The organism is Kitasatospora sp. NPDC018619 (assembly GCF_044391605.1).
Taxonomy (GTDB): Bacteria; Actinomycetota; Actinomycetes; order Streptomycetales; family Streptomycetaceae; genus Kitasatospora.
In genome coordinates this window covers 132414-151338 of the sequence record NZ_JBISAI010000010.1, presented here as the reverse complement: position 1 = coordinate 151338, position 18925 = coordinate 132414, and the positions used below count along the sequence as shown (strand labels likewise).

Below are 18925 nucleotides of genomic sequence, written 5' to 3'. Positions count from 1 at the left end.
CGGTTCTGGAAAGGACGACATGACTCTCGCCCCGTTCGGCGCCCGGCTGCGCCAGGCCCTCGACACCCGCGGCCAGCTCTGCGTCGGCATCGACCCGCACGCCTCCCTGCTCGCCGCCTGGGGGCTCGGGGACGACCTCGCCGGACTGGAGGCCTTCAGCCGCACGGTGGTCGAGGCGCTGGCCGACCGGGTGGCCGTGCTCAAGCCGCAGGCCGCCTTCTACGAGCGCTTCGGCAGCCGGGGCGTCGCGGTGCTGGAGCGGACCGTCGAGGAGGCCCGGGCGGCCGGCGCGCTGGTCCTGATGGACGCCAAGCGCGGCGACATCGGCTCCACCATGGCCGCGTACGCCGAGGCCTTCCTGTCGCCGGGCAGCCCGCTGTTCTCGGACGCGGTGACGGTCAGCCCGTACCTGGGCTTCGGCTCGCTGCGTCCGGCCCTGGACCTGGCCCGGGCGCAGGGCTGCGGGGCGTTCGTGCTGGCGCTCACCTCCAACCCGGAGGGCGCCGAGGTGCAGCGCGCGGTGGGCGCGGACGGCGAGCCGGTCGCGGCCTCGGTGCTGCGGCAGCTGGCGGCCGAGAACGGCGACGCCGCGCCGCTGGGCTCCTTCGGCGCGGTGGTCGGCGCGACGCTGGCCGACGCGGGCGTGGACCTGGCCGTCAACGGCCCGCTGCTGGCCCCCGGGATCGGCGCCCAGGGCGCGACCATGGCGGACCTGCCGCGGGTGTTCGGCGCCTCGGTGGCGAACGTGGTGCCGAGCGTCAGCCGGGACGTGCTCAGGCACGGGCCCTCGGTGGCGGCCCTGCGCGCGGCGGCGGAGCGCTTCGTCGGCGAGTTCGCGGACGCCGTCAAGTAGCGGAACGCCTCGTTCAGGTAAGCGCGCGGTGACCCTGCGGAGTGTCCGCAGGACCGCGGGCCGGCCGCGGAGTCGACGTGAGCGCCGTCACACCGGTGCCGCCAAAGCCTCGCAATCGCGGTCATTTTGCCCCGGAAAGTCCTGGTCGGCCTTGGCTGACCAGGACTTTTCGTGTTCTTTTCCTGACGTGGCGCCGCAATCCGGGTAGTGTCCGGCGATAGGTCATCGGCGAGCCGCGATTTCCGTGGCTCCCGCAGGTCAGGGCCTTGTGGTTCCCCTTGCGGACGGTGTCCTCGGTACCGAACCAGTCCTAGCTCCATCCATCCATCCACACCCTGAGGTGAACGGCGTGGCCCTTCCGCCCCTTACCCCTGAACAGCGCACCGCCGCGCTCGCCAAGGCCGCCGAGGCTCGCCGGGAGCGCGCCGAGGTCAAGAACCGGCTCAAGCACTCCGGCGCCTCCCTGCACGAGGTGATCAAGGCCGGCAAGGCCGACAACGACGTCATCGGCAAGATGAAGGTCTCGGCCCTGCTGGAGTCCCTTCCCGGTGTCGGCAAGGTCCGCGCCAAGCAGATCATGGAGCGCCTCGGCATCAGCGAGAGCCGCCGTGTCCGCGGCCTCGGTACGAACCAGATCGCTTCCCTGGAGCGGGAGTTCGGCGGTGGCGCCGCCTGACCGTGCCCCCGTGGTCCCAGGATCCCCCGCGATCCGGGATAATCGGTGCATGAGTGAGCGTCCGCGGCTGACCGTGCTCTCCGGCCCCTCGGGGGTCGGCAAGAGCACGGTCGTCGCTCATATGAGGAAGATGCACCCCGAGGTCTGGCTCTCGGTGTCGGCGACGACCCGCCACCCGAGGCCCGGCGAGAAGAACGGGGTCCAGTACCACTTCGTCGACAACGACGAGTTCGACAAGCTGGTCGCCAACGGCGAACTGCTGGAGTGGGCCGAGTTCGCCGGGAACCGCTACGGGACCCCGCGCGCGGCCGTGCAGGAGAAGCTGGAGCGCGGCGAGCCGGTGCTGCTGGAGATCGACCTCCAGGGCGCCCGGCAGGTGCGCGCCTCGATGCCCGAGGCGCAGCTGGTCTTCCTGGCCCCGCCGAGCTGGGACGAGCTGGTCCGCCGGCTGACCGGCCGGGGCACCGAGGCGCAGGACGTGATCGAGAGGCGGCTGGAGGCGGCCAAGGTCGAGCTCGCGGCCGAGCCCGAGTTCGACACGACCCTTGTCAACACCTCCGTCGAGCAGGTAGCGGCCGAACTGCTAGCCTTGCTCGGTGTAGCCTGACCTGTCTGTCTTTTCCACCCTTTCGGAAGGTTTTAGCGTGTCCTCTTCCATGACCGCGCCCGAGGGCATCATCAACCCGCCGATCGACGAGCTGCTCGAGGCCACCGACTCCAAGTACAGCCTCGTGATCTACGCTGCCAAGCGCGCGCGCCAGATCAACGCGTACTACTCCCAGCTCGGCGAGGGCCTGCTGGAGTACGTCGGCCCGCTGGTCGACACCCACGTGCACGAGAAGCCGCTGTCGATCGCGCTGCGCGAGATCAACGCGGGCATGCTGACCGCCGAGGCGGTCGAGGCTGCCTGAGGCGGTCGCTGAATTTCCGGGAGGGCCCGGCGGAACCGTTTCCGCCGGGCCCTCCGGCATTCCCGGGCGTGGTGGGGCACCGTACGGGCGGCGGCTGAGGGGCCGTAGGGTGGGCGCGTTCCCGATGGCGAGAAAGGCCGGTACCGGAAGATGAGCGTGAACGCGAACGCGGACGCCCCCCGCGTCGTCCTCGGCGTCAGCGGCGGGATCGCCGCGTACAAGGCGTGCGAGCTGCTGCGCCGCTTCACCGAGTCCGGCCACCCGGTCACCGTGGTGCCGACGGCCGCCGCGCTGCACTTCGTCGGCGAGGCGACCTGGGCCGCGCTGTCCGGCCGCCCGGCCGCCACCGAGACCTGGGAGCGCGTGCACGAGGTGCCGCACGTGCGGATCGGGCAGCAGGCCGACCTGGTCGTGGTCGCCCCGGCCACCGCCGACCTGATCGCCAAGGCCGCCCACGGCCTCGCCGACGACCTGCTGACCAACACCCTGCTGACCGCCCGCTGCCCGGTCGTGCTGGCGCCCGCCATGCACACCGAGATGTGGGAGCACCCCGCCACCCGGGAGAACGTGGCCACGCTGCGCCGCCGGGGCGTGATCGTGCTGGAGCCGGCCGTCGGGCGGCTGACCGGCAAGGACACCGGCAAGGGGCGGCTGCCCGAGCCCGGGGCGATCTTCGAGGCCTGCCGGGCCGTGCTGCGCCGCGGCGGGGCGGTGCCGACCGACCTGGCCGGCCGGCACGTGGTGGTCTCGGCGGGCGGCACCCGGGAGCCGCTGGACCCGGTGCGCTACCTGGGCAACCGCTCCTCCGGCAAGCAGGGCTACGCGCTCGCCGTGACGGCCGCGGCGCGCGGGGCCCGCGTGACGCTGCTCTCGGCCAACGCGGAGCTGCCGGACCCGGCCGGGGTGGACGTGGTGCACGTCTCGACCGCGCTGGAGCTGCGCGAGGCCGCACTGGCGGCGGTCCGGGACGCGGACGCCGTGGTGATGGCCGCGGCGGTGGCGGACTTCCGGCCCGCCGAGTACGCGACCGGCAAGATCAAGAAGGTCGAGGGGGTCGAGCAGCCGCCCGTCGTCCTCGTCCGCAATCCCGACATCCTGGCCGAGCTGTCGGCCCACCGGGCCCGTTCGGGCCAACTCGTGGTGGGTTTCGCGGCGGAGACCGACGACGTGCTCGCCAACGGCCGCGCCAAGCTCGCCCGCAAGGGCTGTGACCTGCTCGTCGTCAACGAGGTGGGCGGCGGCAAGGCCTTCGGCCAGGACGTCAACGAGGCCGTGGTGCTGGGCTCGGACGGCAGCGAGACGGCCGTTCCGGTGGGGCCGAAGGAGGCGCTCGCGGACGTCGTCTGGGACCTGGTCGCAAAGCGGCTGGAAACGGGCGGCAACTGATCGGAACCGCTCGCGTCCCGATCGAGAAATCCTGAAGCGGGTGACGTTCCGCCGAGCCGGACCGTTAGACTCCAGGAATCAAGTCTTTCCGGAGATCCCCGGTTCGCCCGGGGATCTTCAGTCAGCAGCCGCTGCAACCCCAGGGAGCGCTGTGTCTCGCCGCCTGTTCACCTCGGAGTCCGTCACCGAGGGCCACCCCGACAAGATCGCTGACCAGATCAGCGACACCATCCTTGACGCTCTCCTGCGGGAGGACCCGACCTCCCGGGTCGCCGTGGAGACGCTCATCACCACCGGCCAGGTGCACGTGGCCGGCGAGGTGACCACCAAGGCGTACGCGCCGATCGCCCAGCTCGTCCGGGACAAGATCCTGGAGATCGGCTACGACAGCTCCAAGAAGGGCTTCGACGGCGCCTCCTGCGGCGTCTCGGTGTCCATCGGTGCCCAGTCGCCCGACATCGCGCAGGGCGTCGACACCGCGTACGAGGCCCGGGTCGAGGGTGACGAGGACGACCTGGACAAGCAGGGGGCCGGCGACCAGGGCCTGATGTTCGGCTACGCGTCCGACGAGACGCCCGAGCTGATGCCGCTGCCGATCACCCTGGCGCACCGCCTCTCCCGCCGGCTGACCGAGGTGCGCAAGAACGGGACCATCCCGTACCTGCGCCCCGACGGCAAGACGCAGGTCACCATCGAGTACGACGGCGACAAGGCCGTCCGCCTCGACACCGTGGTCGTCTCCACCCAGCACGCCAGCGACATCGACCTGGAGTCGCTGCTCACCCCGGACATCCGCGAGTTCGTGGTCGAGCCGGAGCTGAAGGCGCTGGCCGAGCAGGGCATCAAGCTGACCACCGAGGGCTACCGCCTGCTGGTCAACCCGACCGGCCGCTTCGAGATCGGCGGCCCGATGGGCGACGCCGGCCTCACCGGCCGCAAGATCATCATCGACACCTACGGCGGCATGGCCCGCCACGGCGGCGGTGCCTTCTCCGGCAAGGACCCGTCCAAGGTGGACCGCTCGGCCGCGTACGCGATGCGCTGGGTGGCGAAGAACATCGTCGCCGCCGGCCTCGCCCGCCGCGCCGAGGTGCAGGTCGCGTACGCGATCGGCAAGGCCGAGCCGGTCGGCCTGTTCGTGGAGACCTTCGGCACCGAGACCGTGTCGGTCCTCACCATCCAGAAGGCCGTCTCCGAGGTCTTCGACCTGCGCCCGGCCGCGATCATCCGCGACCTGGACCTGCTGCGTCCGATCTACTCCCAGACCGCCGCGTACGGCCACTTCGGCCGTGAGCTGCCGGACTTCACCTGGGAGCGCACCGACCGGGTGGAGCAGCTGAAGGCCGCCGCCCGCGACTGACGCGCCCCGTGCGTGACAGCGGCGCCCGCCCCCGCCCGGGGGTGGGCGCCGCTGCGTGCATTGTCGGCATGACCTGGTAGTACTTGGTGACGATGAGCAATTCAGGGGAGCCGGAACAGCTCGCGTTCATCCGCGAGACGGTCAAGCGGGCCAAGCCCCGGACGTGGCGCGGCGCCAAGCGGGCGGAGCACCTGCCGGTGGCCCGGGTCGTGGTGGACAAGGGCGTCCTGAGCATCGACAAGTTCTTCGACTACGAGGTCCCGGCGGTCATGGACGAGGCCGCGCGGCCCGGGGTCCGGGTCCGCGTGCGGTTCGGGGCCCGGCTGGTCAACGGGGAGCGGCAGGGGGGCACGCTCCACGACGGGTTCATCGTCGAACGCCTCGCGAAGTCCGACTACCCGTACGCCCTGGCGCCGATCGCCCAGGTCATCTCGCCCGAGCCGGTGCTCTCCCCGGAACTGCTGAGACTCTGCCGCACCGTCGCCGACCGGTACGCGGGCACGCTCGCCGACGTCCTCCAGCTCGCCGTACCGCCCCGGCACGGCGAGGCGGAGGCCGAGCCCTCGCCGCCGCCCCGGCCCGCGCCGGGCGCGCCGGCGCCGGGCGGCTGGTCCCGTTACCCGGCGGGGCCGGAGTTCCTGGCCGCCCTCGCGCACGGGGGCTCGCCGCGTGCCGTCTGGGCGGCGCTGCCCGGGCCCGGCTGGCCCCACGAGATCGCCCGGGCCGTGGCGGCCACCCTGGCGAGCGGCCGTGGAGCGCTGGTCGTGCTGCCGGACGGCCGGGCCACCGCCAGGGTCGACCAGGCGCTCACCGAGCTGCTCGGCGAGGGCCTGCACGCCGTCCTCGCCGCGGACCTCGGCCCCCGCGAGCGGTACGCGCGGTGGCTGACCGTGAGCCGCGGGTCCGTCCGCGCCGCGATCGGCACCCGGGCGACGATGTTCGCCCCGGTCCGCGATCTCGGCCTGGTGGTGGTGTGGTCGGACGGCGACAGCAGCCACAGCGACGGGCACGCGCCCCACCCGCACGCCCGGGACGTCGCCCTGCTCCGGGCGACGGAGGCGGGGGCGGGCGCGCTCCTCGGCGGCCACTCGGTGACGGTCGAGGGTGCGCAGCTGGTGAGCAGCGGCTGGGCCAGGCCGATCGTGGCGGAGCGGGAGACCGTCCGGCAGACGGCACCCGCGGTGCGTACGGTCACCGACCGCGACGAGGCCCGGGACGCGGCCGCGCAGGCGGCGCGGCTGCCGTCGGTGGCCTGGCAGGCCGCGCGTGACGGGCTCGCCGCGGGCGCTCCGGTGCTGATCCAGGTGCCCCGGCGGGGCTACGTGCCGCGGCTGGCGTGCAACAACTGCCGTGAGGCGGCGCGCTGCCGCCACTGCGAGGGGCCGCTGGAGGCGGTCTCGGCGGACGCCGCGCTGCACTGCGGCTGGTGCGGGACGGACGAGGCCGACTGGCACTGCCCCGAGTGCGGGTCGTTCCGGCTCCGTGCGCAGGTGGTGGGCGCCCGGCGGACGGCCGAGGAGCTGGGCAGGGCCTTCCCGGGGGTGCCGGTACGGGTCTCCGGACGGGACGCGCTGCTCGCCACGGTGCCGGACGAACCGGCCCTGGTCATCTCGACGCCGGGGGCCGAGCCCGTGGTCGACGGCGGCCCGGGGTACGCGGCGGCCCTGCTGCTGGACGGGTGGTCGCTGCTCAGCTTCCCCGACCTGCGGGCGGGTGAGCAGGCGCTGCACCGCTGGTTGACGGCGGCCGCGCTGGTGCGGCCGGGCGCCGAGGGCGGGGTGGTCGTGGTGGTCGCCGAGCCGACGGCCCGCCCGGTCCAGGCGCTGGTGCGGTGGGATCCGCTCGGGCACGCGGGCATGGAACTGGACGAACGGGCCCAGCTGCGCTTCCCGCCGGTGTCGCGGATGGCGTCGGTGAGCGGGGACCCGAAGGCGGTGGCCGACCTGCTGGAGCTCGTCAAGCTGCCGGAGACGGCCGACGTGCTCGGCCCGGTGCCCCTGGCGCCGGTGCGCGGGGAGGACCGGGAGAGGGCGCTGCTGCGGGTCGCGCCCGGACAGGGGGCCGCGTTGGCGGCGGCCCTCAAGGCCGCCCAGATCACCCGGACCGCCGTGCGCGGGCCCGCGACCCTGGACGTGCGGATCGACCCGACCGAGATCGGCTAGCCGCGCGTCCCGCCGCCGCACACCCGGCGGGAGGGGTCGGACCCGCCCTGACGCCCGGTGGGGCGGGGTGAGTGGGCCACCCCGCCCCGGACGGCCCGGGGGTACGAGCGGCGCTGTCAGCCGCGCAGCGGGATGCCGGGCCGGTCCGCCTGGGAACGGTCGACGGCGGTGGCGCGGTCGGTCGGCGCGCGGTCGATCGCGGGGCGGTCGACGGCCGTCCGGTCGATCGCGGGGCGCTCCAGGCTGCCGCGGTCCAGGCCGCCCTGGCGGGCCGCCGGGACGGTGGCGGCCAGGCCGGTGCGCTCGGCGCCGACGGGCAGCTCCTCGGAGCGGTCCGGACGGCCCTGGCCGGGGACGGCGCCGCTCGCCGCGAGCAGCTCGCTGGTCGGCCGGCGCATGCCGTAGCGCCGGTGCACCGCCTGCTTGGTGACCCCGAGGGCGGAGCCCACCGAGTCCCAGGAGAAGCCCAGTGCCCGGTCGAACTCGACCGCCGCCGCGACGAGGGTCTCCACGCTCTCGCGCAGCTCCTGCGCCAGGCGTACGGTCGGCGCCGGCGCCCGCCCGTACACCACGAAGCCGGCCGAGGTGCTCGGTCGGCGCGGTCGGTAGACGTTGCCCAGTTGAGCGGTGAGGGTCCGCAGCGCGTCGACCTGCCGCCTCACCCGCTCGATGTCCCGCACCAGCAGGTGCAGGCTCGCCCGCGCCCGGGCGTCGTGGTTGATCTGCTCGGCCATGGCCTACGTGCCACCTTCCGTACGGTTCGGTCCGGCCGGGGCCCGGTGTCCCGTGCGCCCGGCCCCGGTCAATCTCTCTTGACCAACGCCGAAGCGGGGGCCGGGGTAACGCGGCTCGGCGCAGTCGGGCTGCGGCGGCCGCCGATCCGGGCGCCGGGAAGCCCCCGGCGGGCGGCCGCGCCGGTTGCATAGACTGGCGGGTGAACCAGCGGCCGCCCGCAGCCCGCGCCCCGACGGACAGGAGCCCGTACCCCGTGGCGATCCAGCCGATCCGTCTCTTCGGAGACCCCGTCCTGCGGTCCACCGCCCAGCCGGTGACCACCTTCGACAAGGAGCTGCGCAAGCTGGTGGGTGACCTCACCGACACCATGCTGGACGCCCCCGGGGCCGGTCTCGCCGCGCCCCAACTCGGCGTCTCCCTGCGGGTGTTCACCTACCACGTGGACGGCGTCACCGGGCACCTGGTCAACCCGGACCTCTCGCTGAGCGAGGAGGAGCAGGAGGGCCCCGAGGGCTGCCTGTCGCTGCCCGGGCTGCGCTACGACACCCGGCGCGCGTACGGCGTGGTGGCCAAGGGCTTCACCATGTACGGCGATCCGGTGACGGTCGAGGGCACCCGGCTGCTCGCCCGGTGCATCCAGCACGAGACCGACCACCTGGACGGCATCATCTTCATCGACCGGCTCGACGGCGAGCAGCGCAAGGCCGCGCTGAAGGCCGTCCGGGAGGCGGACTGGGGCGGCGGGCCGGCCCCGGTGGTCAGGGTCTCGCCGCACAGCACCTTCGGCTCGGCCCGCTGAACCCCTCCGCCCGCTCCCTGAACCACCCCTTGCAGAAAGGCACTTGATGCGTCTCGTCTTCGCCGGCACCCCCGAGGTCGCCGTTCCCGCCCTGGACGCCCTGCTCGCCTCGGACCGGCACGAGGTCGTCGCGGTGGTCACCCGCCCCGACGCTCCGGCCGGCCGCGGCCGCAAGCTCGTCGCCAGCCCCGTCGCCCAGCGCGCCGAGGAGGCCGGGATCGAGGTCCTCAAGCCGGCGAAGCCCAGCGACCCGGACTTCCTCGCCCGGCTCCGCGAACTCGCCCCCGACTGCTGCCCGGTCGTCGCCTACGGCGCGCTGCTGCGCCCGGGCGCGCTGGAGATCCCCGAGCACGGCTGGGTGAACCTGCACTTCTCGCTGCTGCCCGCCTGGCGCGGCGCCGCCCCCGTCCAGCACGCGGTGCTGGCCGGTGACGAGGTCACCGGCGCGTCCACCTTCCTGATCGAGCAGGGCCTGGACTCCGGCCCGGTCTACGGCGTGGTCACCGAGGAGATCCGTCCGGCCGACACCAGCGGCGAGCTGCTCACCCGGCTCTCGGTCTCCGGCGCGCGACTGCTCGCGGCCACCATGGACGGCATCGAGGACGGCTCGCTGCACGCCGTGCCGCAGCCGGCCGAGGGCGTCACGCTCGCGCCGAAGATCACCGTCGAGGACGCGCGGATCGACTGGGGCCACCCCGCGCTGCGGATCGACCGGGTGGTGCGCGGCTGTGCGCCGGCGCCGGGGGCCTGGACGGAGTTCCGGGGCGAGCGGCTGAAGGTCACCGGGCCGCTGCGGCTGCTGCCGGACTCCGCCGAGCTGGCGCCGGGCGAGGTCGCGATGGCGGGCAAGAACAGCGTCCGGGTCGGGACCGGCAGCCACGACGTGGAGCTCGCGCAGGTGCGCCCGCAGGGGAAGAAGGAGATGCGGGCCGCCGACTGGGCCCGGGGCGCGCGGCTGGAGGCGGGGGAGCGCTTCGGGGGCTGACGCCCCGGTTCGGCGCTACTGTTCGTGCGAGACCCTTTTGAGCCTGTGAGACCGTTCGTGTTCGTTGATAGCCACCGCAGCACCTTGAGGCACCTGTGACCACCCCCAGCGCCAAGCGCGCCCCCCGCCCGCACCGCCGCCCGAAGAAGGACCCGGCCCGGATCGTCGCGTTCCGCGCCCTGCGCGCCGTCGACGAGCGCGACGCGTACGCCAACCTGATCCTGCCCTCGCTGCTGCGCGAGGCCGAGCAGAAGGGCATGGACCGGCGCGACGCCGCCCTCGCCACCGAGCTCGTCTACGGCACCCTGCGCCTGCAGGGCACCTACGACGCGATCATCGCCGCCTGCGTCGACCGGCCGCTCGGCAAGGTCGACCCGCCCGTGCTGGACGTCCTGTCGCTCGGCGCGCACCAGCTGCTCACCACCCGCATCCCCACCCACGCGGCCGTCTCGGCGACCGTCGAGCTGGCCCGGGCGGTGCTCGGCGACGGCAAGGCCAAGTTCGTCAACGCCGTGCTGCGCCGGATCAGCGCCCACGACCTGGACGGCTGGATCGAGCAGGTCGCCCCGCCGTACGACGAGGACGCCGAGGACCACCTGGCGGTCGTCCACTCGCACCCGCGCTGGGTCGTCTCCGCGCTCTGGGACTCGCTCGGCCGCTGGCAGCCGGACGCCTCCGGGCGCACCGCGATGGAGGAGCTGCTGCGGGCCGACAACGAGCGGCCCGAGGTCACCCTCGTCGCCCGCCCCGGCCGGGCCACCGTCGGCGAGCTGGCCGACGCGCTGCCGCAGGCCGAGCCGGGCCGCTGGTCGCCGTTCGCCCTGCGGCTCGCCGAGGGCGGCGACCCGGCCTCGGTCGAGGCCGTCCGGGAGAACCGGGCGGGCGTGCAGGACGAGGGCAGCCAGCTGGTCGCGCTGGCGCTGGCCGCGGCGCCGCTCGACGGGCCGGACCGGCTCTGGCTGGACGGCTGCGCGGGCCCCGGCGGCAAGGCCGCGCTGCTCGGGGCGCTGGCCGCCGAGCGGGGCGCGGGGCTGGTCGCGAGCGAGAAGCAGCCGCACCGCGCCCGGCTGGTGGCCCGGGCGCTGGCGGGCAACCCCGGCCCGTACACCGTGATCGCGGCCGACGGGACGCGCCCGGCCTGGCGCTCCGGCGGCTTCGACCGGGTGCTGGTCGACGTGCCGTGCTCCGGCCTCGGCGCGCTGCGCCGCCGCCCGGAGGCGCGCTGGCGGCGCCGCCCGGCCGACATCGCCGCCTTCGGCCCGCTCCAGCGGGACCTGCTGCGCTCGGCCGTCGAGGCCACCCGGATCGGCGGTGTGGTCGGTTACGCGACCTGCTCGCCGCACCTCGCGGAGACCCGGGCGGTCGTGGACGACGTGCTGCGCGGCGAGGGCGGCCGGGTCGAGTGGATCGACGCCCGCCCGCTGCTGCCCGGCGTCCCGGCGCTCGGTGACGGGCCGGACGTGCAGCTGTGGCCGCACCTGCACGGGACGGACGCGATGTACCTGGCGCTGCTGCGGCGCACCGCCTGAGGCCTTCCGGGGCTTCTCCTCCCCGGCCGGGGCGCCGCCCGGCCGGGGACGTGCGGGGCGCGCCGCCGGGGTTGACAGGGCGTCAGGCGCGGTCTTCCATGGTGGGCGTGTAGCCGCTCGGCTGCATGATCTTTGGGGGGCAGGCTCCGTCGTGTCGTGCGGCGGGCCGGGGAAGCAACCCCACAAGACATGCGGCGCGATGCGGCTGTTTCTCTGTGCGGGCGCACTCCCCGACGGCTGCCCCTCCCGGCTCGGGGAGGCACCCGGTGTCATCGGAGATCCAGCGATCGCAGGACGACGGCGTCGGCCCGTCGGCCCCCGTGCCCGGCCCGCCGGCCGCCGTACCCCGCCCGCGGGCCCGGCGGACGGCGGTGGACGGCCGCGGGCTCGACCTGATCTCCCTGATGTCGATCCTGGCGGTGTGCACCCTGGTCTGCCTGACCGCCGGAGCCGGGGCGCTCCAGGCGGTCATCGGGGCGGCGGGCGTCCTGTTCGCCGCCTGGCGCACGCCGCGGCGCCCGGGGCGGGAGGAGGAGCGCCGGCCGGGGCCCCGCGGGTGAGCCCCGGGCACGTGCACCTCCCCCGGGGAAGAGGCGGCAGGGTGGTGCCCGTGAACGGCGGCGCGCTCCGGGCGACAGGTGAGCCGGCCCGGCGGGCGGGGCCCGCGGTGGAGACCGTCCGCTGCTCCTCGGACCAGGAGGTCGTGCCGCCGGCCGGCCGGCCGTAGCCGGGCCGGCCGCCGACGGTACGGCGCCGACGCCGTCGTACGCCTGGAACCGGTCCGCGCCCTGCGGGAGCTCGGGCTCGCACCGCCCGTGATCCGGCGGGTGGTCGAGCGCGAACCGGCGCCGGCCGAGGTCGCCGCCGCGCAGGTGGCGGCGATCGACCTGCGGATCCGGGTGCTGCCGCTGCTCCGGGCGGTGCTCGGGGCGGTGGCCAGGCTCTTGCCGGCAGCTGAGGAGTCGACGCTGGTGCACCGCGTGGTCCGGTTGGCGGAGGGTGAACGCGAGCGCGTGGTCGGGGAGTTGCCGACGGGGGTGTTCGGCGGGACCGGGGACGCCGGGCGGTCCGCCGCCGTGGCGCGCTCCTTGACGCCGGAACTGCCGCAGGGCCCGACGGTCGAACAGGTCGAGGCCTGGGGGGAGTTGGCGCGGTGGGCGGGGGACGCCGGCTTCCGGGCGCTGCGGCGCGGGCCCGCGGAGGCGGAGGCCGCGGAGGCTGCGGGGACCGGAGGGGCCCCGGGGGCGGCGGCCGGCTCGGGCCTGCCGAGGCCCGGACTGGCTTCGGCGGTACGGCAGTCGGCCGGGCCGGCGGTCGCCGCCGGGGGAGGGGCTCAGGCCAGGCGGGCGGCGGCCAGGGCCAGTGCGCGGTCCAGTGCCGACCCGGCGTCGCACGGCACGTCGGGACGGACGCCGGTGCCCTCCCAGTTGGTGCCCGAGACCGGGTTGACCGCCCGGGCGACGGGCACGCTGAGCTCCAGGTGCGGGTGCACCGTCCAGCCCTCGCGCGGGTGCGCACCACCGCGGGTGGCCTCCCCGACGACCTCGGCGCGCCCGAGCTGCTGGAGGTCGTAGGCGAGCTCCTCGCCCCCGGAGAAGGTGTCCCCGCTCGTGAGCACGTAGAGCGGCTTGCTGCCGCCGAAGCGGGCGCCGGGGACGAACGGGGGCGTCCAGGACTGCTCGGCCACCTCCCCCTGCCGGGAGAGCAGGGTGTTGAGGTGGGTGCGGTCGTCGAGCAGGTAGCCGCAGACGAAGGCGACCGTCTGCGGGTCGCCCCCGGTGTTGCGGCGCAGGTCCAGGACCAGGGCGCGGGCGGGGGCCACCAGGGAGAGCGCCGCGGCCAGCGGCTGAGCCGCCCAGTCCACCGGGAACATCTTGGGCGCGATCTCCAGGACGGCGACGCCGTGGTCGAGGAGCTCCACGCGCGGCACGCCGTGCAGGGAGGCGTCGAACTCCCTGCGCATCGCGGCGAGGGCGGCCGCGCCCCGCTCGGCGGGCACCGGGGCGGCGTGGTGCTTGAGGGCGAGGTGCAGGTCGCCGTTGACGGACCGCAGGTCCGCGGTGACCGCGTCGGCCAACTCCTGGGCGCGGTCCGTCCGGTAGGCGCCCTCGGCGCTCCGGCTCCGCAGCAGGGCCGCCAGCTGCCGGGCGGCGTCGGGGAAGACGTAGTTCTCGCCGACCAGGGCGGCGATCGACTCGACGACGGCGGCGGTGTCCAACGCGGGCGACGATGTGGTGGAGGTCATGGAGAGGGAGTAGACCAGCGGCCCTCCGGGGCGTCAAACGTGTTTGACGCCCGCTCGGACGGGCCCGGCTCGCCGGTCACGCCGGTGGCAGCCGGCGGTCGGGGCCACGGCGGTCGTCCTTCGCGCCCCGCCCCGGTGGCACACCGGGGGCTCCGGGGGCCTCGGGCGTGTGCCCGGCCCGGATCCGCTGCCAGGCCTCCTGGAGAGCGCGGTAGCCGAGGACGGTGACGCCGTGTTCGGCCGGCAGGCGGCGTGCGCCGGGGGAGACGAGGAACGCGTGGTCGGTGCGGCGGACGAGCCAACCGCCGTCCGGGCGCCGGGGGTCGGGGCCGGCCAGGCCGGGGTGCAGGGCCCACTCGGTGAGGCCGGGCGGGAGGCGAGCAGCCGGGCGTAGTGGGCGGGCTTGTCCTGCGGCGGGACGGTGAAGCTGTCGAGGAAGCCGTGGTCCACCACCGGCAGGCCGCGCTCGCGCAGCCGGGCCAGGGCGGGCGGCAGCCAGACCCGCACCGCGAGGCCGTACTCCGTGCCGAGGCAGAGGGCGAGGTCGAGGATGTCCTCGCGGCCTCCGTCGGCCAGGCAGTGGAAGTCGAGGTGGGTCGGAGCGAGGCCGGCCGCCGCCACCGCGTCGATCTGGGCCCGGAACTCGCGTTCGACGTCGTCGGGTCGGGCCCGGGCGAGCAGGGCGGCCCGCCCGCCCGGGGTGGGGGCGAAGAACCCGCCGGAGGCGTCGAGGAGGGAGGGCACCCGCTCGGGTGCGCTGAGCGGGCCCCAGCGGCGGTCCGCGGCCTCGCAGACCAGCGTCAGATGGACACCGAAGGGGACCTCCGGGTGCCGGCGCAGCAGCCGCAGGGCGTGCGGGGCGGCGGCGCAGGGCGTCATCAGGCTGCACGAGGCGGCGATGCCGTTGCGGACGGCGTCGATCACGGCGAGGTTGACGGACTCGTCCAGGCCGAGGTCGTCGCAGTTGAGCAGCAGGAGCCGGGCGTCGGGGGGATGGCCGAGGAGGTGGTTGGCGGTGGGGAGCGGGCGGCGCGGGGGCGGGGGTGCTGGGTCGGCCGTGGGCATGGCGGCAGTCTGACGTGGCGACGGGGGCGGGCGCGCGGGGTTTTCGCGGGGCGCGAGGCGCCGGTGTCGGTCAGTCGGTGGCGGGGGCCGGGTGCCAGGGGCGGTCGGGGCGGGTCGGCACCGGGGCGGAGGTGAGGCGCAGCGCGTACACCTCGTGGTCGGCCGCCTCGGACGGGACGGGGCCGAGGTAGTCGTGGCCGGTCAGGTGGCACCAGGCGGGGAGGTCGAGCGGAGCGGCCGGGTCGGTGGTGTGGATGTGGACCACCGCGCCGGCGGGGAGGTGCGCGATCCGGGCGCGCAGCCGGAGCAGGAGCTGGACGCAGAGCAGGCCGGTGCCGTCGACGGTGAGGTCGGGGGCCGCCGGGGCGGCGCTTCCCGGGGTCGCGGGGGCGGCGGCGTCGGGTGCGGTCATCGCGGGGTCTCCTGGGTGATGCGCCGGAGGCGGCGGGGTGGTTCGCCCTCCTCGAAGGGGCGGACGGCGGTCGACGGCCGGTCCCCGGCGAGCGCGTCCACCCGCTCGCGGGGGAGGACGTGGACGGCGAAACCGCCGTGCTCCCGGATGTCGTCCCCGTGGCCGGTACCGGCGCCGTAGCGGGCGTCACCGGGATGGCGGACGGTGCGGACGACGGTCCGCTGCCAGTGCGCGAGCCGGGCGTCGGCGAGGGGGCGCTCCCGGTCGGGACCGGTGCCGGGGCCGGCGGTCATGGTGCCGCCCTTCGCGGGGTGGGGAGTTCGGGTGGTGCGGGTGGAACCGGTGGTGCACCGCCAGCCTAGGGCGTGTCTGACAATTGGCGCGCACCCGGCGAGAATTGTCAGACACGCCCTAGCTAGGACGCGGGGCCGGGCGGCGGGGGCGGTGGGGTGGGTCGCTCGCGGCTTCAGTCGAGGCGCCGGCCGGGGGCGGCACCCCCGAGGCGGGTGAGCAGGGCGGAGAGACGGCCGAGGTCCTCGGGGCTCCAGCGCTCGGCCGCGAAGTGGTCGGCGGCGACCTGGCGGGCGGTGTGCAGCATCTCGGCGAGCCGCTCGCGGCCGGTGGCGGTGAGGGCGGCGTAGGCGACCCGGGCGTCGCGGGCGGCGCTCTCGCGGGAGACCAGGCCGATCCGCTCCAGGGGTGCGAGGCCGCGGGTGACGCCGGAGGCGGTGAGCCCGAGGGCCTCGGCGAGGTCGACCCGGCGCATCCGGCCGCCGGGGGCCTGGGAGAGGTGCAGCAGCATGGTGAAGTCGGCCAGGCTGACGCCGTGCAGGCCGCCGAGGCTCGCGTCGAAGCGCTTGACCAGGGCGGTCTGGGCGCGGACCAGCCGCAGCGCGGTGTCCAGCGGGTCGGGGCCCGGTCCGGGGCCCGGTGCGGTCTGGGCCGCTTCGTCCGGACGCCGGTCCGGGTGGGTCGGGTGGTGTGTCATTGCCACCTCCTTGACTGCTCAAGTATATCCCCGCGGACGGCCGTCAAGGAGGTGGCACAGGGGGGAGGGGCGGGTCAGCGCGCGGCGGCGCGGCGCTGCCGCTTGCCGAGCGGCGCCTGGGAGAGGTCCTCGGCCTGGGAGCGGAGGTTCCTGAAGCCGTAGCCGCGTTCGGTGAGCCAGGCCAGGGCCGACTGCTCGGCCCGCTCGGTGGCCGCCAGGATGTCCTCCTCGGCCTCGCCCTCGTCGAGGAAGCGGAAGGTGAAGGCGGCCCGCGCGGAGAGGTCGTAGCTCAGGTGGCCCTCACGGGTGAAGGCGGCACGCAGCACGTCGTGCTCGGGGGCGGCGGCGAGCAGGCGGGCGCGCTGCTCGTCGGTGAGTGCGTCGAAGACGCCGCGTACCATGATGCGGAAGGTTCGATTGGTCATCCCCCGACCATAGGCAGTGCGGGCGGCCGGCCGCCAACGCGATTTCGGCCGGCCGGGGCCGGGGCGGCGGAGGGTGCGGCTACACCCGGGCCGGGAGCCGGGTGCAGACCGCCCCCGCCACCGTCGGAGCGGGCTCGGCGCCCAGTGCCGAGAGGGTGAAGGCGGTGGTCAGCGCGCTGATGTCGCGGGACTCGCGGATCAGCAGGTGGTTGGCGCCCGGGGCCTCGTAGCGCGCGAGGTCCGGCACGACCGCCCGGGCGCGCAGCGCGTACTCCAGGGACTGGGTGGCGCCGGCCGAGCTGTGGTCCCCGGTGCCGTGGACGATCAGCACCCGCCGGCCGTCGAGCTGGTCGACCGGGTCGCCGGTGGGCAGCCAGGGTGCGATCCCGGCCACGCCCACCACCGACGGGTGCCCGGCGCACCAGAAGGCGGCGCGCCCGCCGAGCGAGTTGCCGACCAGGACGACGGGTGCGCCCGGGTACCGCCGGTCGAGCTCGTCGAGCGCCCAGCGGGTGTCGACGGCGGTGTCGGCGTCCGCGCCGTTCCAGCCGCCGTGGCGGTAGCGCAGCAGGTGCACCGCGACGCCGTGCGGCCGACCGCGGTCGGTGAGCTCCGCGGCGAGGCCCCGCAGGCCCAGCTCGGCGACCTTCAGCGGTGCGCGCCGACTGCGGAGGAATCCGCCCGGCAGCAACAGGGCGACGCCGGAGACCGGCCCCTGCCCCTGTCGCGGGGTCAGCTCTGCGGTGCGCGGACGCTGCGCTCGGAACACGCGAAATCCCTTCTGATGTGTACAGGCGGATTCTACGGTTCCGACGTGGGGTCGCGGTGCGCGAGCAGGGACCACAGCACCCAGCCGGAGACCCGGGTGCGCACCACCATGACCTTCGCCCAGCGGGCTCCGAGCGGGGAGGTCCAGGTGTCCACCACCTCGACCTGGTCACCCGAACGGGCGAGTCCGACGACGGTCTCCTCGCCGAAGTGGTCGACCCGGACGTTGGCGGCGGTGGCCGACACCTCCCACCAGCCCGCACCGGGCTCGGGCGGCAGGTCGGTGCCCGCCGTGACGGCCGCCGGGACGAGCAGGATGCCCAGCGCGACGACGGTGGCCGTCGCACGGCCGATCACGGCCACGGGGGCCTCCCGGCGGGGACGGGCCCGGAGGCGGGGGCGGACAGGGGCGGCGGATCCGGCTCCGGGGGAGCGGCGGACAGCTTCAAGCGGGCCATGTACAGCAGAACGAGCCGACAGGGCGTACGCGTACTGTCCGGTGCCCAGGTGTACCCGGTCGGCTCAGCACGGCGGGCGGGCCGGCCACCCCGGGTGCCGGCCCGCCCGCCGTACGGGCCAACTGTCGCCCCCTGGCGCGGGGTTGGCGCGCCCTGGCGGACGGTCGGCGGGCCGCGGCGCGGTCATTCGGCGCGCTGCTCCGGCAGGAGCCGCGCCCGGGTCTCCCGGACGAAGGCCGCCACGACGTCCGCGTCGGCGAGGACGCAGCTGACGGCCCGTCCGTCCGGGCCGAGGTCGGTGCGGGCGGTGATCCGCAGCTCGCGCGCGTCCTCGGCGGCGATGTCCTCCAGGTCGCTCCACGGCAGGGGCTCGTCGAGCCGGCTGCCGGGGGCGTCGATGAAGAGCCCCTCGGGCACCACGGCGAGTGCCGTCCCGAACACGACGTGCCCCTCCTGGGCGAAACGTTCGTGCAGCGGCGCCGTGTAGCGCGGCATCAGCCCGGCCCGGATGGCCTCGGCCAGCCCCGGTTCGTAGCCGCCGGCCAGTTTCGTGACCACGTACGGGGTTTCGCGGTCGTACGGCAGGATGAGGACGCGGGCGAAGTGCTCGATGCGCAGGTTGCCCCGGTGCTCCAGCCGGGAGCGCGTGTACTCGTAGTGCCGGATGGCCTCCCAGGGCAGGGCGCGGAAGTCGCCGCCGGCGTGGTGGAGGACGAGGCCGCCCCGGTAGCGCGCCACGGCGACCAGGCCGGAGCGCGGCGGCACCCTCTTGTAGGCCCAGGCGGCCGCGACCACGGCGGCGATCCCGGCGGCCGCGCCCCACCAGGTCCAGCCGGAGGCGGCGACGATCAGCAGGCCGGGCAGCCCGAGGCCCCACTTGGCCAGCCCGTCACCGATCCGCCGGCTCGTCCGGTACACCCGGCACCGTTCACCCAGGTTCGCTTCGGCCGCGACCTCGTCGCAGCGGGTGAGGCCACTCATCGCTGACTCCCCTCGGCTGTGGAGCGCGCAAGTCTAGTCAGCACGGCCGGGCCCGGCCGGGGCGGGGTTCGCGAAGTCCGTTGCGGGCCAGGGGTGGTGGCACCCGACCGCGCCGGCCGCCCGTGCCCGCGCCGGCCGCCCGCGCCGGGCCGCCGCCGGGACCGGCTCCTCGACCCCGGCCCTGCGG

The 18925-nt window shown here is 75.5% G+C and carries 21 protein-coding genes and 1 pseudogene; 12 read left to right on the top strand and 10 right to left on the bottom strand.

The window, feature by feature from the left end; translation table 11 throughout:
- The first annotated feature begins 19 nt into the window (after positions 1-19).
- The 7 genes from pyrF (at position 20) to ACH5AR_RS18025 (ending at position 7348) form a co-directional block, all read left to right on the top strand.
- Complete coding sequence (pyrF, locus tag ACH5AR_RS18055; protein WP_396302402.1) at positions 20-853, top strand: orotidine-5'-phosphate decarboxylase; 834 nt, start codon at positions 20-22, stop codon at positions 851-853.
- A gap of 349 nt (positions 854-1202) precedes the next feature.
- Positions 1203-1529 (top strand): integration host factor, actinobacterial type, encoded by a 327-nt coding sequence (mihF, locus tag ACH5AR_RS18050; protein ID WP_030056187.1) that lies wholly within the window; start codon positions 1203-1205, stop codon positions 1527-1529.
- A 49-nt stretch (positions 1530-1578) separates the two neighbouring features.
- Positions 1579-2136 carry a guanylate kinase gene (gene gmk / locus ACH5AR_RS18045; protein WP_396302401.1) on the top strand — a complete coding sequence of 186 codons (558 nt, stop codon included), beginning with the start codon at positions 1579-1581 and terminating at the stop codon, positions 2134-2136.
- A 37-nt stretch (positions 2137-2173) separates the two neighbouring features.
- Positions 2174-2440 (top strand): DNA-directed RNA polymerase subunit omega, encoded by a 267-nt coding sequence (rpoZ, locus tag ACH5AR_RS18040; RefSeq protein WP_030056185.1) that lies wholly within the window; start codon positions 2174-2176, stop codon positions 2438-2440.
- Between the two features lie 150 nt (positions 2441-2590).
- Positions 2591-3826 carry a bifunctional phosphopantothenoylcysteine decarboxylase/phosphopantothenate--cysteine ligase CoaBC gene (gene coaBC, locus ACH5AR_RS18035; protein WP_396302400.1) on the top strand — a complete coding sequence of 412 codons (1236 nt, stop codon included), beginning with the start codon at positions 2591-2593 and terminating at the stop codon, positions 3824-3826.
- 151 nt (positions 3827-3977) lie between these two features.
- Positions 3978-5186: a methionine adenosyltransferase gene (gene metK / locus ACH5AR_RS18030; protein ID WP_396302399.1), complete on the top strand. Its 1209-nt coding sequence runs from the start codon at positions 3978-3980 to the stop codon at positions 5184-5186.
- A gap of 92 nt (positions 5187-5278) precedes the next feature.
- On the top strand, positions 5279-7348 hold the full coding sequence (locus ACH5AR_RS18025) for a primosomal protein N' (RefSeq protein ID WP_396302398.1): 2070 nt from the start codon (positions 5279-5281) through the stop codon (positions 7346-7348).
- Between the two features lie 116 nt (positions 7349-7464).
- Here the strand turns inward: ACH5AR_RS18025 and ACH5AR_RS18020 are convergent, their stop codons facing one another.
- Positions 7465-8082: a hypothetical protein gene (locus ACH5AR_RS18020; protein WP_396302397.1), complete on the bottom strand. Its 618-nt coding sequence runs from the start codon at positions 8080-8082 to the stop codon at positions 7465-7467.
- Between the two features lie 254 nt (positions 8083-8336).
- Between ACH5AR_RS18020 and def the strand changes: the two genes are divergently transcribed.
- The 5 genes and pseudogenes from def to ACH5AR_RS17995 form a co-directional block, all read left to right on the top strand.
- A complete protein-coding gene (gene def / locus ACH5AR_RS18015) occupies positions 8337-8882 on the top strand; it encodes a peptide deformylase (protein ID WP_396302396.1) in 546 nt (181 codons plus the stop codon).
- Between the two features lie 46 nt (positions 8883-8928).
- Positions 8929-9867: a methionyl-tRNA formyltransferase gene (gene fmt, locus ACH5AR_RS18010; RefSeq protein WP_396302395.1), complete on the top strand. Its 939-nt coding sequence runs from the start codon at positions 8929-8931 to the stop codon at positions 9865-9867.
- 95 nt (positions 9868-9962) lie between these two features.
- Positions 9963-11396, top strand: a complete 1434-nt coding sequence (locus ACH5AR_RS18005) for an RsmB/NOP family class I SAM-dependent RNA methyltransferase (protein ID WP_396302394.1) — start codon at positions 9963-9965, stop codon at positions 11394-11396.
- A 266-nt stretch (positions 11397-11662) separates the two neighbouring features.
- Positions 11663-11956, top strand: a complete 294-nt coding sequence (locus ACH5AR_RS18000; RefSeq protein WP_396302393.1) for a hypothetical protein — start codon at positions 11663-11665, stop codon at positions 11954-11956.
- Between the two features lie 78 nt (positions 11957-12034).
- Positions 12035-12223, top strand: a pseudogene (locus ACH5AR_RS17995) (MerR family transcriptional regulator); the annotation flags it as partial.
- Between the two features lie 506 nt (positions 12224-12729).
- On the opposite strand, the gene ACH5AR_RS17990 reads toward ACH5AR_RS17995, so the two are convergent.
- From ACH5AR_RS17990 to ACH5AR_RS17950, 9 genes are all read right to left on the bottom strand, one after another.
- A complete protein-coding gene (locus tag ACH5AR_RS17990; protein ID WP_396302392.1) occupies positions 12730-13641 on the bottom strand; it encodes a S41 family peptidase in 912 nt (303 codons plus the stop codon).
- A gap of 33 nt (positions 13642-13674) precedes the next feature.
- On the bottom strand, positions 13675-14706 hold the full coding sequence (locus ACH5AR_RS17985) for a ChbG/HpnK family deacetylase (protein WP_396302391.1): 1032 nt from the start codon (positions 14704-14706) through the stop codon (positions 13675-13677).
- Between the two features lie 70 nt (positions 14707-14776).
- The gene (locus ACH5AR_RS17980; protein ID WP_396302390.1) at positions 14777-15118 is read right to left on the bottom strand and encodes a sulfurtransferase TusA family protein; all 342 of its coding nucleotides are present in this window, start codon (positions 15116-15118) and stop codon (positions 14777-14779) included.
- A complete protein-coding gene (locus ACH5AR_RS17975) occupies positions 15115-15411 on the bottom strand; it encodes a hypothetical protein (protein ID WP_396302389.1) in 297 nt (98 codons plus the stop codon). The genes ACH5AR_RS17980 and ACH5AR_RS17975 overlap by 4 nt, the downstream gene beginning before the upstream one ends.
- 173 nt (positions 15412-15584) lie before the next feature.
- Positions 15585-16106, bottom strand: coding sequence for a MarR family winged helix-turn-helix transcriptional regulator (locus ACH5AR_RS17970; protein ID WP_396302388.1), 522 nt, complete (start codon positions 16104-16106; stop codon positions 15585-15587).
- Between the two features lie 74 nt (positions 16107-16180).
- Positions 16181-16531 carry a DUF6204 family protein gene (locus ACH5AR_RS17965; RefSeq protein WP_396302387.1) on the bottom strand — a complete coding sequence of 117 codons (351 nt, stop codon included), beginning with the start codon at positions 16529-16531 and terminating at the stop codon, positions 16181-16183.
- Positions 16532-16610: 79 nt separating this feature from the next.
- The gene (locus ACH5AR_RS17960) at positions 16611-17300 is read right to left on the bottom strand and encodes an alpha/beta hydrolase (protein WP_396302386.1); all 690 of its coding nucleotides are present in this window, start codon (positions 17298-17300) and stop codon (positions 16611-16613) included.
- A 32-nt stretch (positions 17301-17332) separates the two neighbouring features.
- A complete protein-coding gene (locus ACH5AR_RS17955) occupies positions 17333-17662 on the bottom strand; it encodes a hypothetical protein (protein ID WP_396302385.1) in 330 nt (109 codons plus the stop codon).
- A gap of 278 nt (positions 17663-17940) precedes the next feature.
- Positions 17941-18738 (bottom strand): hypothetical protein, encoded by a 798-nt coding sequence (locus ACH5AR_RS17950; RefSeq protein ID WP_396302384.1) that lies wholly within the window; start codon positions 18736-18738, stop codon positions 17941-17943.
- Between the last annotated feature and the right edge of the window lie 187 nt (positions 18739-18925).